The following is a 14,982-nucleotide window of genomic DNA, read 5'->3' on the forward strand; positions in this document are numbered from 1 at the left end:
CGACGAAGCGCGCGCAAACCCGATGAACCCATCGGCCGCGAAGCGGGCCGGAGCCTTTTGGTGCTGAACCACTTCGCTGTGCGGCGCGAGGTGACAGACCGTGCGCGAGCCAAGCCCGATTAGTCTTGTGAGGGCGACACTTAGGCAGCCCACGATCGGCTGGCAAGCATGGCCAAACTGCGTGTGACCGCGGGCGTATCGAGCTGCTTTCTTTGGTTACTTTCTTTGCAGCAGCAAAGAAAGCGACTGCCGCCCCGCACAGGGGCAGTGCTAATAAACCAATAACAAAACGGGATCCGGCGAAAGCCTTTCAAAGAAAGCGACTGCCGCCCCGCACAGGGGCAGCGCTAATAAACCAAAAAGAACCCGGGATCCGGCAAAAGCCCGTCGTGCCAGTCGAACCTCAACCGTACACAGGAAAGCGCTTCGTCAATTCAGCGACCTGCTCGCGCACGCGTTCAAGATTCCCCGCATCTTCCGGGCTTTCGAGCACATCGGCGATAAGATTGCCGACAATCTCCGCTTCCTTCGTACCGAATCCACGCGTCGTCATCGCGGGCGAGCCGAGGCGCACACCGCTCGTGACGAACGGCTTTTCCGGATCGTTCGGAATGGCGTTCTTGTTGACCGTGATGTGCGCGGCGCCGAGCGCGGCTTCCGCAGCCTTGCCGGTGATCTTCTTCGCCCGCAGATCGACGAGCATCACGTGGCTTTCGGTATGACCCGACACGATGCGCAAGCCGCGCTTCACGAGCGTTTCGGCCAGCACACGCGCATTGTCGACGACGCGCTGCTGATATTCCTTGAACTCCGGCGACAGCGCTTCCTTGAACGCAACAGCTTTCGCGGCGATCACATGCATCAACGGTCCGCCCTGAATGCCCGGGAAAATCGCCGAGTTGATTTGCTTCTCGAACTCGGCCTTCATCAGGATCACGCCGCCGCGCGGGCCACGTAGGCTCTTGTGCGTGGTCGTGGTGACGAAGTCGGCATGCGGCACCGGGTTCGGATACACACCCGCCGCGATCAGACCGGCATAGTGCGCCATGTCGACCATCAGATATGCGCCGACGCTCTTCGCGATCTTCGACAGCCGCTCGAAGTCGATCTTCAACGCAAACGCCGACGCACCCGCGACGATCAGCTTCGGCTTGTGCTCGTTGGCGAGTTGCTCGGCCGCATCGTAATCGATGTCCTCGGCTTCGTTCAGCCCGTAGCTCACCACGTTGAACCACTTGCCCGACATGTTGACCGGCGAGCCGTGCGTGAGATGGCCGCCGTGCGCGAGGCTCAGGCCCATGATCGTGTCGCCCGGCTTGAGCATCGCGAAGAACACGCCCTGATTGGCCTGCGATCCGGAGTTCGGCTGCACGTTCGCCGCTTCGGCGCCGAAGAGCTGCTTCACGCGGTCGATGGCCAGCTGCTCCACCACATCGACATATTCGCAACCGCCGTAGTAGCGCTTACCGGGATAGCCTTCCGCGTATTTGTTCGTGAGCTGCGAGCCTTGCGCAGCCATCACGGCCGGGCTCGTGTAATTCTCCGACGCGATCAACTCGATGTGATCTTCCTGACGTCGGTTTTCATCGGTGATCGCCGCCCAGAGTTCCGGATCGACGTTTTCAACGGTGCTGGTTGCGCGCTTGAACATGATGGTTACCCATGTGAGAAGAGAACGGGTTGCTGCGGGAACTCTGACTGTCCCGTATTCCATCGAAAGCAGGCGCGCCCGGATAGAAGAATTCCGACATTACGCTGGAATGCGGGCACCCGTTTGGTGCGAGCGTGCGTAGACGCGTCGCGCGGCGCGCTTCGTATCTGTGCACGAATCCATATTCAAGCCGCCGAAGCCGCGAGATTACAGCGTTGGCACGCTTATCGCATTGAGCATGTCAGGAGTGGCAGTCACAATCTGGCAATGGATGACTAGGGTTCCGGTCCGCATCGACGTTCGATGCGCGATGCTGGTCCGAGAGTTGTCGACCTCGAACGAGGTTACACGGCGGGAAAAAAGCCCGGGAGAGAACGCGATGCGTCGCGCCGCTCCTGCCGTCGATAACCGTTCAATGCGAGGTCAATCTCATGCGCGTCCGCTTTTTCGCCGCTGCCGCCGTCGCTCTCTCCCTCTGTTTCTCCACGCCCTCGTTCGCTCAGGCCCGCAAGGACTTCAAGGTCTGCTGGACCATCTACGCCGGCTGGATGCCGTGGGGCTACGCGAAGACGCAGGGCATCATGTCCAAATGGGCGAAGAAGTACGGCATCAATGTCGATGTCGTGCAGCTCAACGACTACATCGAATCGATCAATCAATACACCGCCGGGAAGTTCGACGGTTGCGCGATGACCAACATGGACGCGCTCACCATTCCGGCGACGGGCGGTGTGGACAGCACGGCGCTGATCGTCAGCGATTACTCCAACGGCAACGACGGCGTGCTCATCAAGGGCGCGGGCAAGAAGGTCGCCGATCTCAAGGGCCAGTCGGTCAACCTCGTCGAGCTTTCGGTTTCGCACTATCTGCTGGCGCGCGCGCTCGAATCGGCTGGAATGAGCGAACGCGACATCAAGACCGTCAACACGTCGGATGCCGATATCTCCGGCGCATTCGCAACCGCCGACGTGCACAACGCGGTCACATGGAACCCGATGCTCGCCGACCTCAAGGCGAAGCCCAACGTCACCGAAGTGTTCGATTCGAGCCGCATTCCGGGCGAGATCATGGACATGATGGTCGTCAACACGAAGACGCTGCACGACAACCCCGCGCTCGGCAAAGCGCTTACCGGCGCATGGTTCGAGATCATGCAGACGATGCATGGCTCGTCGCCGGAGAGCGAAGCCGCGCTCGCGTCGATGGCCAAGGCATCGGGCACCGACCTCGCCGGCTACAAGTCGCAACTCTCGACTACCGCGCTCTTCTACACGCCGCAACAGGCGCTCGACTTCGCCACGAGCCCGAACATGCCGAAGATCATGACGCGCGTCGCACAGTTCTCGTTCGATCACGGCCTGCTCGGCAAGGGCGCACCGAACGCGGGCGCGGTCGGCATGGCGTTCGAAAACAACGTGATCGTCGGTAGCAAAAGCAATCTGAAGCTGCGTTTCGATCCGACCTACGTGCGCATGGCCGCGCAAGGCAAGCTGTGAGCGGCGCGCCGTTCTGAAGAGGAGAGGCCCATGCGGCTCATCAACCGACATCCCGGCCGCACCGGCAGTCTGATGCTGTTGCTGCTGCCGTTCATCGTGCTCGTCGCGGTGTATTTCACCGGGTCGTCGATTCGTCTGCAGGCGAACCCCGACGACAAGCTGTTGCCGTCCGCGACACAGATGAAGGCCGCGCTCAACGAGTACGCGTTCACGGAGGACAAGCGCACGGGCGAGCATCTGATGCTGAGCGACACGGTATCGAGCATGAAGCGTCTCGGCATCGGGCTGGTCGCGAGCGCGGCGATCGCTCTAGTGTTCGGCATCGTGACGGGCAGCATTCCGCTCGCGGGCGCGACGCTTTCGCCGTTCATCACGGTGATATCGATGATTCCGCCGCTCGCCGTTCTGCCGATACTTTTCATCGTGTTCGGCCTCGATGAACTGTCGAAGGTCGTGCTGATCGTGATCGGCATCACGCCGATGATGATCCGCGATCTGCAACAGCGCACGCGCGATATTCCCGAGGAATTGTGGATCAAGGCTCAGACGCTCGGCGCGTCGAGCTGGACGCTCATCCTGCGCGTGATCGTGCCGCAACTCCTGCCGCGTCTGTTGATCGCACTGCGGCTCGCGTTGTGTTCCGCGTGGCTGTTCCTGATCGCAGCCGAAGCGATTGCATCGACGGATGGGCTCGGCTATCGCATCTTCCTCGTGCGCCGCTATCTCGCGATGGACGTGATCCTGCCCTACGTCGCGTGGATCACCCTGCTCGCATGGCTCATCGACGAAGCGCTGCGCCGTCTCACGCAATGGGCGTTCCCCTGGTACAACGGAGGCCGCGCATGATCGAGATCCGCAACCTGTGGAAGCAATACGACGATCAGGTCGTGCTGGAGCGGCTCAATCTGCGCATCGCGCAAGGCGAGTTCTGCTCGATGGTCGGCGCGTCGGGCTGCGGCAAGTCGACGTTTCTGCGCCTTCTGCTCGGTCAGGAACGTCCCACGCGCGGCGAGATATTGCTCGATGGCGAGCCCTTGCCGTCGGAGCCGGACCTGCATCGCGGCGTCGTGTATCAGCGCTATTCGGTGTTTCCGCATCTGAGCGTGGTGCGCAACGTGATGCTCGGGCTCGAGCTGCCCCATGCGCCTTTCACAGGGCGTCTTTTCGGCGCGCGCCGGCGTCTCGCACGCGATGAAGCCGTCGCGATGCTCGCGCGCGTCGGCCTTGCCGATTCGCTCGACAAATATCCGCATCAACTCTCGGGCGGCATGCAGCAACGCCTCGCGCTCGCGCAGGCGCTCGTGATGAAGCCGCGCGTGCTTCTGCTCGACGAACCCTTCGGCGCGCTCGATCCGGGCATCCGTCGCGACATGCACGAACTGCTGACGGGCCTCTGGCGCGAAGCGAAGCTGACCGTCTTCATGGTCACGCACGACCTGAAGGAAGGCTTCACGCTCGGCAGCCGCGTGCTGGTGTTCGACAAGGTTCGCATCGACCCGCAAGCGCCGCAGGCGTACGGCGCGCGCATCACTTACGACATTCCGCTCGAACGCAACGGCGTGCGCGAAGCGCAGCCGGCGATGGAAGTTCCGCCGCTCTTGGCCGTTCCCGCATGATCGAAAGGACATAACACATGAACGACATCCTGCTCGAAGAAACGATTCCCGGTGGCGGCCACGCGTCGCTGATCGTGAAGCGCGGCCAGTTGCTGCGCATCACCGACATGCGCGGCGGCGCGAACGTCGCCATGCTGCTGTTCAATGCCGCCGAAAAAAGCGAGCGTCTGAATCTTCCCGATACGCTCAAATGCCAGCACACCGCGAAGCTGACGAAGGGCCATTGCCTCTATTCCGACATGGGGCGCGTGCTTGCCGCGATCGTCGCGGATACGTGCGGATGGCACGACAGCCTCGCCGGTGTATCGAATGCGGCGGAAGTGTTCGAGAAGTACGGCGAAGGCCGCTATCAGGAACTGCGCAACGCGTTCTATCGCAACGGCACGGACAACCTGCTCGTCGAACTGGGCAAATGGGGCCTCGGCATCGCGGATCTGTTGATGACGCTGAATCTTTTCAGCCGCGTCGACGTGACCGATGCCGGCGCGTTGAGCTTCGTGCAGGGCAATTCGCAGGCGGGCGACTACATCGAACTTTATGCGCCGATGAACACGCTCGTCGTGCTGACAGCGATCCAGCATCCGCTCGACCCGAATCCCGAATACGCGCCGAAGCCGGTGCAGCTCGCGCTGCGCAACGCCGACGCGCAAGTCGCGGAAATATGCCGGACGTCGTGCGATGAAAACACGCGCGGCTTCATCAACACCGAACGATTCTTTCTCTGAGCGAGAGGCGCGCATGACGACATCCAATCTCACGGCCAGCAAGCTCGATCCCGCCGAGGCGGTCTTTCGCGAAACGCTGCCCGCGGGCGAACCGTGGCTCAAGGAACTGAAGGCGGGGCAGACGTTGCGCATTCGCGATGTCGATGGCAATCAGGCCATCGACACGCTCTTCTACAGCGCAGCCGATCCGCGCGAACGTTATGACGCGCAACGCACGTTACGCCGTCAGCAAAGCCTCTATCTGACGACGGGCACCGTGCTCTATTCGAACCTCGGCAATCCGATGCTGACGATCATCGCGGACACTTGCGGCCGGCACGACACGCTCGGCGGCGCGTGCGCGCAGGAAAGCAACACGGTGCGCTACGCGCTGGAGAAGCGCTACATGCATAGTTGCAGAGACAACTATCTGCGAGCCTGCGCGCACGACGGAAGACTCTCGAAGCGCGACATCGCCGCGAACATCAACTTCTTCATGAATGTGCCGGTGACGGCGGAAGGCGGCCTCACGTTCGAGGACGGCATTTCGGGCGCGGGCAAGTACGTCGAGCTGCGCGCCGAGATGGACGTGATCGTGCTGATCTCGAACTGCCCGCAACTGAACAATCCGTGCAACGCGTACAACCCGACTCCGGCGGAGCTGACGATATGGAACTGAGCACCTTGCGCCGCTGGCTCTACACGATGATGAAAGCGCGCGCCGAGCGTCTGTTGTCGATCGAACGCCACGCGAAGCACTGAACACACTGAACGCCTACCTGCCGGGGACGACCCCGGCATGCATGCTCACGTGGCGGGACGGCCCGCCCACGCATTGAACGTCCACGCATGTTCGACAAAGTCCTCATCGCGAATCGCGGCGCGATCGCGTGCCGCATTCTGCGCACGTTGCGCGAGCTGAACGTCGCTGGTATCGCCGTCTATAGCGAAGCGGATCGCGCGAGCCGCCACGTCAGTCTCGCCGATACGGCACGCAGCCTCGGCGATGGCGCCGCGAGCATCACCTACCTCGACATCGCGAAGATTCTCGATATCGCGCGCGAAGAAGGTGTGCAGGCGATTCATCCGGGCTACGGCTTTCTGTCGGAGAACGCGTCGTTTGCACAAGCGTGCGAAGCGGCGGGTATCGCGTTCATCGGGCCGACGCCGGCGCAATTGCGCGCCTTCGGGCTGAAGCACACCGCACGCGCGATCGCCGCTGAACAGGGCGTGCCGATGCTCGAAGGCACGGGCCTCCTCGATGACATCGACACCGCACTCGAAGCGGCGCAGCGCATCGGTTACCCGGTGATGCTGAAGAGCACCGCGGGCGGCGGCGGCATCGGCATGCGTGTATGCCGTTCCAGCGACGAGCTCGCCGCGCAGTTCGATATCGTCAGGCGCCTCGGTCAGAACAACTTCAGCGATGCGGGCGTGTTCCTGGAGAAGTACATCGAGCGCGCGCGGCATCTCGAAGTGCAGGTGTTCGGCGACGGCAAGGGCGAAGCCATCGCGCTCGGCGTGCGCGACTGCTCGGTGCAGCGGCGCAACCAGAAGGTGCTCGAAGAAACGCCTGCGCCGAATCTCCCCGAGGGCATGGCAACCGCGCTCTGCGACGCTGCGATCCGGCTTGCGCGTGCGGTGTCGTATCGCTCGGCGGGCACGGTCGAATTCGTCTATGACAGCGATGCGTCGCGCTTCTATTTCCTCGAAGTCAACACGCGTCTGCAAGTAGAGCATGGCGTGACCGAACAGGTGTGGGGCGTGGATCTGGTGCGCTGGATGATCGAGCTTGCAGCGGGCACGTTGCCCGCACTCGATACGCTTTCGCGCGATCTCGCACCGCGCGGTCATGCGATCCAGGCGCGTCTTTATGCGGAAGATCCGGGCCGCGATTTCAAGCCCTGTCCGGGTCTGCTCACCGACGTGTCGTTTCCGTCATCCGATGGCCGCGCGTTGCGCATCGACACATGGATCGAGGCGGGTTGCGACGTGCCGCCGTGGTTCGATCCGATGCTCGCGAAGCTGATCGCGTGGCAACCCACGCGCGACGCGGCGCGTCATGCGCTCGATGCCGCGCTCGACGCGACGCGCATCTATGGCGTCGAAACGAATCGCGGTTATCTGCGGCAGATTCTCGCGGATGCGCCGTTCGCAAGCGGTCATCCGTGGACGCGTTGTCTCGAAGGCTTGCGCTATCGCGCATCGACATTCGAAGTGCTGAGCGGCGGCACGCAAACGACCGTGCAGGACTATCCGGGAAGGCAAGGTTATTGGGCGGTGGGCGTGCCGCCATCCGGCCCGATGGACGGTCGCGCGCTGGAGCTCGGCAATCGTCTGCTCGGCAATGGCGAAGATGCCGCCGCGCTCGAAATCACGATGAGCGGTCCGACGCTGCGCTTCAACACGGATGCGGTCGTGGCGATAACGGGCGCAACGCTGCCCGTCATGCTCGACGACATCGCGCAGCCGATGAACACGACCTTCCTCGTCGCAGCCGGGTCCACGCTCGCGCTCGGCACCATCCGCGGCGCGGGCGCGCGTGCGTATCTGTGCGTGCGTGGCGGGCTGGATGTCGCGCACTATCTCGGCAGCCGCAGCACGTTCACGCTCGGCCAGTTCGGCGGCCATGGCGGGCGCGCATTGCGTGCGGGCGACGTTTTGCATGTTCATCCGCTGACGAGCCGTGAAACCGGCGCGACATTGCCGGACACGCTCACGCATCGACTCGACGATGTGCGCGTGCTGCGCGTGATCTATGGTCCGCACGGCGCGCCGGAATACTTCACTGCGTCCTATATCGAGCGCTTCTTCGAAACCGACTGGGAAGTGCACTTCAATTCGAGCCGCACCGGTGTGCGTCTCATCGGTCCGAAGCCCGAGTGGGCGCGTACCGATGGCGGCGAAGCGGGTCTGCATCCCTCGAACATTCACGACAATCCGTATGCCGTCGGCGCGATCGATTTCACCGGCGACATGCCCGTGATTCTCGGTCCAGACGGTCCGAGCCTCGGCGGTTTCGTATGTCCGGTCACCGTGATCGAAGCGGACCTGTGGCAGATCGGCCAGTTGAAGGCGGGCGACAAGGTGCGCTTCGTTCCCGTCGATATCGCGACCGCGCGCAAAGACCCTGCACGGCAAACGCCATTGCAATCGCCGATCGTATTGAGCATCGGCGAAGGCGATGAACGGCTCGTCGCGCGTCTGTCCGGCGATACGCATCTGCTGCTCGAAATCGGCCCGCCCGAACTCGATCTCGTGCTGCGCTTTCGCGGCCATGCGTTGATGCAATCGCTCGAAGCATTGCAGTTGATGGGCGTGGTCGATCTGACGCCCGGCATCCGCTCGCTGCAGATTCACTATCAGCCGGAACGATTGCCGCTCGACACGCTGCTGGAGCACGTCGCGTCGGCATGGCAAAGCGTGCTGCTGCAAAAGGACTTGCGCGTGCCGTCGCGCGTCGTGCATCTGCCGCTCTCGTGGGACGATCCCGCGTGCCGGCTCGCCATCGACAAGTACATGACCACCGTGCGCAAGGACGCGCCGTGGTGCCCGAGCAACCTGGAGTTCATCCGCCGCATCAACGGGTTCGATTCGATCGACGACGTGAAGCGCGTCGTGTTCGATGCAAGCTATCTCGTGATGGGCCTGGGCGATGTCTATCTCGGCGCGCCGGTCGCAACGCCGCTCGATCCGCGTCATCGGCTCGTGACGACGAAGTACAACCCCGCGCGCACGTGGACGGCGGAGAACTCGGTCGGCATCGGCGGCGCGTATCTGTGCGTGTACGGCATGGAAGGGCCGGGCGGGTATCAGTTCGTCGGGCGTACGTTGCAGATGTGGAACCGCTATCGCGACGTCGCGGATTTCGCGGGACGTCCGTATCTGTTGCGCTTCTTCGATCAGATCCGCTTCTACGAAGTCTCCGCCGACGAGCTGCTGCGCATACGCGAGGCGTTTCCGCTTGGGCGGTATCCGCTGAAGATCGAGGAGACAGAGCTGTCTCTCGCCGGCTATCAGGCGTTTCTCGATCGCGAAGCGGACGGCATTGCGCAATTTCGCGCGCATCAGCAAACGGCGTTTCAGGCGGAGCGGCAACGCTGGCACGAAGCGGGCAGCGACGAGACGGCGCTCGATGCACCCGTCGCCGCCGATGCGGACGTCGTGCCGCTCGCCGATGGCCAGATCGCCGTCGATAGCGAAATTGCGGGCAATCTGTGGCAGGTGCGCGTCGAGGCCGGCGCGAGCGTCGAAGCGGGCGACGTGCTCGTCGTCATCGAATCGATGAAGATGGAAATATCGGTTATCGCGCCGTGTGCGGGCATCGTCGGAGAAGTTCACGTTGCGCCGGGTTCGTCGGTTCGCGCGGGGCAGCGCGTCGTCGTGATCGAACAGCGCGCGTGACACACTTCAGACCAACAAGGAATCATCGGACATGGATTCATTCGACCTGCGTCTTCCCGCCTTGCGCGCCGCGTATCGCGAAGGCCGTGCGACGCCGCGCGCGCTGATCGGCGCATTGCGCACGCGCGCTCGCGCGTTGAACGCCGACTATCGGCTCTTCATTCATCTGCTGGACGACGACGAAATCGAGCCGTATCTCGCGGCGCTCGATGCACGCGACATCGATTCGCTGCCGCTTTACGGCGTGCCCTTCGCAATCAAGGACAACATCGATCTCGCGAACGTGCCGACAACGGCCGCCTGCCCCGCGTTCGCGTACACGCCGCAGCGATCTGCGACGCTCGTCGCGCGGCTGATCGCGCTCGGCGCGGTGCCTGTCGGCAAGACCAATCTCGACCAGTTCGCGACCGGACTGAACGGCACGCGCTCGCCGTACGGAAAGTGCCGCAACAGCGTGCTTGCGGACTATCCTTCCGGCGGATCGAGCGCGGGGTCGTCGCTGGCCGTCGCGCTGGGCGTCGCGAGCTTTTCGCTCGGCACCGATACCGCCGGCTCGGGCCGCGTGCCCGCTGCGTTGAACAATCTCGTCGGCACGAAGGGGACGAAGGGCCTGCTCTCGACGGCGGGCGTCGTGCCCGCGTGCCGCACGCTCGATTGCGTGACCTATTTCACCGCGACGGCGAGCGAGGCGAGCACGCTGCTCGCGCTCACGGCAGGCCACGATCCCGCCGATCCGTACAGCCGCGCGAATCCGCAATGGAACGATGCCGCCGCGTTCGGCACGGTGGCGCGCTTTCGTTTCGGCGTGCCGCGTCAACTCGAGTTCGCCGGTTGCGACGAAAGTCCCGCGCTCTTCGCGAACGCGCGCGCGGCGCTCGAAGCGCTCGGCGGCGAGGCGATCGACATCGACGTCGCGCCTTTTATCGAAGCCGCGCGTCTGCTTTACGAAGGGCCGTGGGTCGCGGAGCGCTATAGCGTCGCCGGCGCGCTGATGGAGTCGCAGCCCGATGCCGTGCTGCCCGTGATCCGCGACGTGCTCGCGAAGGCGCCGGGCGTCACCGCCGTCGATGCGTTTCGCGCGCAATACAGGCTTCAGGCATTGAAGCAGCGTTGCGACGCCGTACTCGCGGATCTCGATTGCGTGCTGACGCCATCGATCCCGCGTGCGGTCACGCTCGCCGAGCTCGAGCGCGATCCGATCGGCGCGAATTCGCTGCTCGGGCATTACACAAACTTCATGAATCTGCTCGATTACGCCGCCGTCGCGACGCCCGCGGGGTTCATGCGCAATGGCCTGCCGTGGGGCGTGACGCTTTTCGGCCGCGCTTTCACCGATCAATATCTGCTGAGCGTCGCCGATGCGTTGCATCGCAAGCTCGCCGTGCCGCTCGTCGGCGGCGCGCGGCAGGACGGCGATACGCCCGCGCGCGCCGCGCGTGACGACAGGATGAAGCTCGTCGTATGCGGCGCGCATCTCACGGGTTTGCCGCTGAACGGGCAACTGGCCGCACGCGGCGCGCGCCTCGTCGAAGCGACATCGAGCGCGCCGCGTTATCGCCTGTTTGCACTCGCGGGCGGGCCGGTTCAACGGCCCGGCATGATGCGCGACGATGCGAACGGGGCGGCGATCGCGGTCGAAGTGTGGGCGTTGCCGAGCGCGGAGGTCGGCTCGTTTCTCGCGGGCATTCCCGCGCCGCTCGCGCTCGGCAAGGTCGAACTCGCGGACGGCCGCTGGGAAACCGGCTTCGTCTGCGAGGCGCATGCGCTCAACGGCGCCGTCGATATCACGCAGTACGGCGGCTGGCGCGCATGGCTCGACCGCGCCGCGTGAGCGATCATCGGCGGCAGACGGCCGCGAGCGGCGTGCGCCGGGCCGTTGCAAAAGACATCAACGCGCGGCGCCGGGCGCGGCGTGACTGACCTGCGTGAGCACGAACGCGTGGCGCAATTGGAAGCCGAGCCGTTCATACAGGCCGATGGCGCTCTCGTTGTGACTGAACACATGCAGGAACGGCGTATCGCCGCGCAGCCCGATTTCACCGCGCAGGATGTTCATCAGCCGGCCGGCGAGACCGCGCCCGCGACAGCGTTCGTCGACGCACACCGCGCTGATCTCCACATAACCGTCGATGGCCATGCGTTCTCCCGCCATCGCGACGAGCTCCCCGTGTTCGCGAATCCCGATGTAGCGGCCCATCTCGCGCGTGCGCCGTCCGAACGGGCCCGGCTTGGTTCGTTGCACGAGCGCGAGCATGTCGTCGACATCGGCGGGGCCTAGGGCGATCACGCCGCTGTCGTCGACGCCTTGCGTGAAGGGCCGCGTCGCGACCATCTGATGAATCGTGCCGACGCGCTTCGCCTCCAGGGCATCGATGCCCGCGACCGCATCCGCCGACAGCATGGCGACCAGCTCGCCGGGCTGCAACAGCGCGTGCAGCGCGCGCCATGCGTCCGGCGTGTCCGACGCGATCGCCGCGAAAGGCGCGACCTCCGTATGGAAACGCCGCGCGAGCGCATCGCCGAGGCCGAGATGCGCCTGTTTCGTGGTCAGCGCGGTCCAGATCGGGCGGTCGAGTCCCGTTTGCGTCGGAAAGCTCATGTCTGCTCCGGATGAGAAAGTTGATCGGATAAGCGTCACTCTAGACAGTTCGACGCACTCCGGCTATTGTCGGAAATGACACTTTTAGAATCATTCACGCCATGCGAACGATGGTTCTCGCCCTTGACGGCGTATTCGACACGGCGCTGTCCGCCGTGCTCGACGCCTTCACCATCGCGAACGAGCTGGCCGACATGCTGGAGCCGGGCGCCGGCCCGCGCTTCGAAATCGAATTGATCGGCGTGAGGCGCGACGTGCGCACCGCGCTCGGCATGCGCGTGCCGGTCAAGCCAGCGAGCGCGATGACGCGCCCCGACTGGTTGATCGTGCCGGCGCCCGCCACCAAGATGCCCGCTCAACTGCTGCCGGCGCTCGCTCGCCGCGACGTGATCGATGCCATGCAGCTGCTCACGCAGCAGCACGCGGACGGCGTGAAGATCGCGGCGGCGTGCATCGGCACGTTCGTGCTGGCGGAATCCGGCTTGCTGGACGGTCACGAGGCCACGACGAGCTGGTGGCTCGCGCCATTGTTTCGACAACGCTATCCGGCCGTGCGCCTCGACAGCGCGCGCATGCTCGTGCCATCGGGCGAGTTCACGACGGCGGGTGCTGCGATGGGGCATCTCGATCTCGCGCTGTGGCTGATAAATCAGGCGAGCCCCGCACTGGCCGCGACGGTGGCGCGCTATCTGATCGTGGACGCGCGTCCGTCGCAGGCGCCTTACATGATTCCGGATCATCTGGCGCGCGCGGACCCGATGGTCGAGCGCTTCGAGCGCTGGGCGCGCGCGCGGCTCGCGCAGGGCTTTTCGCTCGAGGCGGCCGCGCACGCGCTGGCGACGAGCACGCGCACGTTGCAGCGGCGTATCGAAGCGGTGCTCGGCAAGTCGCCGCTGTCGTACTTTCAGGACCTTCGTGTCGAGCGGGCCGTGCATCTGCTGCGTTCGAGCCAGCTCGATATCGAGGCGATCGCCGCCGAGGTCGGCTATGCGGACGGCGCGACCTTGCGCACGCTGTTGCGCCGGCGGCTCGGGCGCGGCGTGAAGGAGATACGGGCGGGCGCTGCCGAAGGTTGATGCTCAGAACTTCTCCACCCACGGCCGCAGCTCGATTTCCCAGGTCCATGCGCTGCGGTGCTGACGCAGGACGTCCAGATAGGTCTGCGCGATGGCATCGGGATCGAGCGTGCTGTCCGGCGCATCGGGCGGATCGGCGCGGCCGTCGGAGCGAACGCTGCCATCGATGACGAAATGCGCGACATGAATGCCCTTCGGCGCCAGTTCGCGTGCGGCGCTCTGCGCTAGGCCGCGCAACGCGAACTTGCCCATGGCAAATGGCGCGGACAGCGCGAATCCCTTCACGCCGGCGGTCGCGCCGGTCAGCAGGATCGCGCCCCTGGCCGCGGGAATCATGCGCCGCGCCGCCTGCTGGACCGCATGGAACGCGCCGAGCGCCGAGACGGCGACAGCCTGTTCGACCTCCGCTGCGTCGAGCTCGGCGATCGGCCCGCGAGTGCGCCCGCTCGCGTTGTAGATCACGATTTCCGGGGCGCCGATGCGTTTGTCGGTTTCGGCGAAGAGCGCTGCCGTCTGGCCGGCATCGGAGGCATCGACGGGCAGGGCGATTGCGCCGGTTTCATCGACGAGTATTGAAAGCTTGTCGACGTTGCGCGCCGCGATGACGACGGGAATGTCCTCGGCGCGCAGACGCCGGGTGAGAGAGCCGCTGATGCCGCTCCCGGCACCGATGATGAGGGCGCTGCGATAAGGAAGTGTGCTCATGGCTTCACGCTCGGAGGGGTGACGAAGCCGATGATAACTGTGGTGTGAAATCGGCGCGCGAACGGCGCGCTTCATGGCAATGCTGTGAACAGGTGTCCTTCAGGCTATCTGCTTTTCGATCTCTTCGCACCGACACCGAAGCGTGAAGAGAGGAGAAGGAAGCACGTTTGTTCCTTCTCCTGTCGACGGTGCTGCTTCAGACCTTTACGCCGTGCAGGAGGCTGCCGATGGCGTCGAGCGACTTCGTGACGTTCTTCAGATCGACGTTGGTGTACTGCGATGCATCGACCTGGGTCACCGGCGCCACATTGATCTGCGGGCTGGCGAAAGCGAAGCCGCTGATCGAGTTGGCGTTGATGCCGTTGTTCTGGAAGATGCTCGCGCCGCCGACGATAGCGCCCATTTCAGCGCGGCCGAGTTCTTTGCTGACAGCGAGGTTGTCGATTTTCAACATGATGGTTCTCCGGAATGATGGTGTGGATTCGATGAGGCGAGCGATCAGACCGCGACGCCGCCGAGCAGGCTGCCGACGGAAGAGAGCGACTTGGTGATGTTCTTCACGTCGACGTCGGTGTGCTGCGAGGCATCGACCTGCGTCACCGGGGCGACGTTGGTTTGCGGGCTGGCGAAGGCAAAGCCGCTGATCGAGTTGTAGTTGATGCCGTTGTTCTGGAAGATGCTTGCGCCGCCGACGATGGCGCCCATTTCAGCGCGGCCGAGTTCTTTGCTGA

The 14,982-nt window shown here is 64.2% G+C and carries 13 protein-coding genes and 1 riboswitch; of the genes, 8 read left to right on the forward strand and 5 right to left on the reverse strand.

Going from position 1 to position 14,982, the window contains the following annotated elements; translation table 11 throughout:
- Positions 1-403: 403 nt before the first annotated feature.
- Positions 404-1,651 (reverse strand): serine hydroxymethyltransferase, encoded by a 1,248-nt coding sequence (gene glyA / locus NCS58_RS28960; RefSeq protein ID WP_061121823.1) that lies wholly within the window; start codon positions 1,649-1,651, stop codon positions 404-406.
- A gap of 264 nt (positions 1,652-1,915) precedes the next feature.
- A riboswitch (guanidine-I (ykkC/yxkD leader) is annotated at positions 1,916-2,024 on the forward strand.
- 58 nt (positions 2,025-2,082) lie between these two features.
- On the opposite strand from glyA, the gene NCS58_RS28965 reads away from it, so the two are divergent.
- The 7 genes from NCS58_RS28965 (at position 2,083) to atzF (ending at position 11,702) form a co-directional block, all read left to right on the forward strand.
- Positions 2,083-3,147, forward strand: coding sequence for a putative urea ABC transporter substrate-binding protein (locus tag NCS58_RS28965; RefSeq protein ID WP_061121822.1), 1,065 nt, complete (start codon positions 2,083-2,085; stop codon positions 3,145-3,147).
- A gap of 30 nt (positions 3,148-3,177) precedes the next feature.
- Entirely contained in the window at positions 3,178-3,993 is an 816-nt protein-coding gene (locus NCS58_RS28970; RefSeq protein ID WP_061121821.1) for an ABC transporter permease, read from the forward strand.
- Positions 3,990-4,763 (forward strand): ABC transporter ATP-binding protein, encoded by a 774-nt coding sequence (locus tag NCS58_RS28975; RefSeq protein ID WP_061121820.1) that lies wholly within the window; start codon positions 3,990-3,992, stop codon positions 4,761-4,763. The genes NCS58_RS28970 and NCS58_RS28975 overlap by 4 nt, the downstream gene beginning before the upstream one ends.
- A gap of 17 nt (positions 4,764-4,780) precedes the next feature.
- The gene (locus tag NCS58_RS28980) at positions 4,781-5,488 is read left to right on the forward strand and encodes an urea amidolyase associated protein UAAP1 (protein ID WP_061121819.1); all 708 of its coding nucleotides are present in this window, start codon (positions 4,781-4,783) and stop codon (positions 5,486-5,488) included.
- Positions 5,489-5,501: 13 nt separating this feature from the next.
- Positions 5,502-6,146: an urea amidolyase associated protein UAAP2 gene (locus NCS58_RS28985; RefSeq protein ID WP_061121818.1), complete on the forward strand. Its 645-nt coding sequence runs from the start codon at positions 5,502-5,504 to the stop codon at positions 6,144-6,146.
- A 170-nt stretch (positions 6,147-6,316) separates the two neighbouring features.
- Positions 6,317-9,871, forward strand: coding sequence for an urea carboxylase (uca, locus tag NCS58_RS28990; protein WP_250538929.1), 3,555 nt, complete (start codon positions 6,317-6,319; stop codon positions 9,869-9,871).
- Between the two features lie 31 nt (positions 9,872-9,902).
- Positions 9,903-11,702, forward strand: coding sequence for an allophanate hydrolase (gene atzF, locus NCS58_RS28995; RefSeq protein WP_250478088.1), 1,800 nt, complete (start codon positions 9,903-9,905; stop codon positions 11,700-11,702).
- Positions 11,703-11,759: 57 nt separating this feature from the next.
- Here atzF and NCS58_RS29000 read toward each other — a convergent pair whose 3' ends face one another.
- Positions 11,760-12,470, reverse strand: a complete 711-nt coding sequence (locus NCS58_RS29000; RefSeq protein WP_061121815.1) for a GNAT family N-acetyltransferase — start codon at positions 12,468-12,470, stop codon at positions 11,760-11,762.
- Positions 12,471-12,571: 101 nt separating this feature from the next.
- Between NCS58_RS29000 and NCS58_RS29005 the strand changes: the two genes are divergently transcribed.
- A complete protein-coding gene (locus tag NCS58_RS29005) occupies positions 12,572-13,546 on the forward strand; it encodes a GlxA family transcriptional regulator (protein ID WP_061121814.1) in 975 nt (324 codons plus the stop codon).
- A 3-nt stretch (positions 13,547-13,549) separates the two neighbouring features.
- Here the strand turns inward: NCS58_RS29005 and NCS58_RS29010 are convergent, their stop codons facing one another.
- The 3 genes from NCS58_RS29010 to NCS58_RS29020 form a co-directional block, all read right to left on the reverse strand.
- Positions 13,550-14,251: an SDR family NAD(P)-dependent oxidoreductase gene (locus NCS58_RS29010; protein WP_061121813.1), complete on the reverse strand. Its 702-nt coding sequence runs from the start codon at positions 14,249-14,251 to the stop codon at positions 13,550-13,552.
- Positions 14,252-14,447: 196 nt separating this feature from the next.
- A complete protein-coding gene (locus NCS58_RS29015) occupies positions 14,448-14,705 on the reverse strand; it encodes a hypothetical protein (RefSeq protein ID WP_061121830.1) in 258 nt (85 codons plus the stop codon).
- Between the two features lie 44 nt (positions 14,706-14,749).
- A partial coding sequence (locus tag NCS58_RS29020) for a hypothetical protein (RefSeq protein WP_250478089.1) occupies positions 14,750-14,982 on the reverse strand: 233 nt, incomplete at its 5' end.

Source organism: Caballeronia sp. INML3B, from assembly GCF_023631305.1.
Taxonomy (GTDB): domain Bacteria; phylum Pseudomonadota; class Gammaproteobacteria; order Burkholderiales; family Burkholderiaceae; genus Caballeronia; species Caballeronia turbans.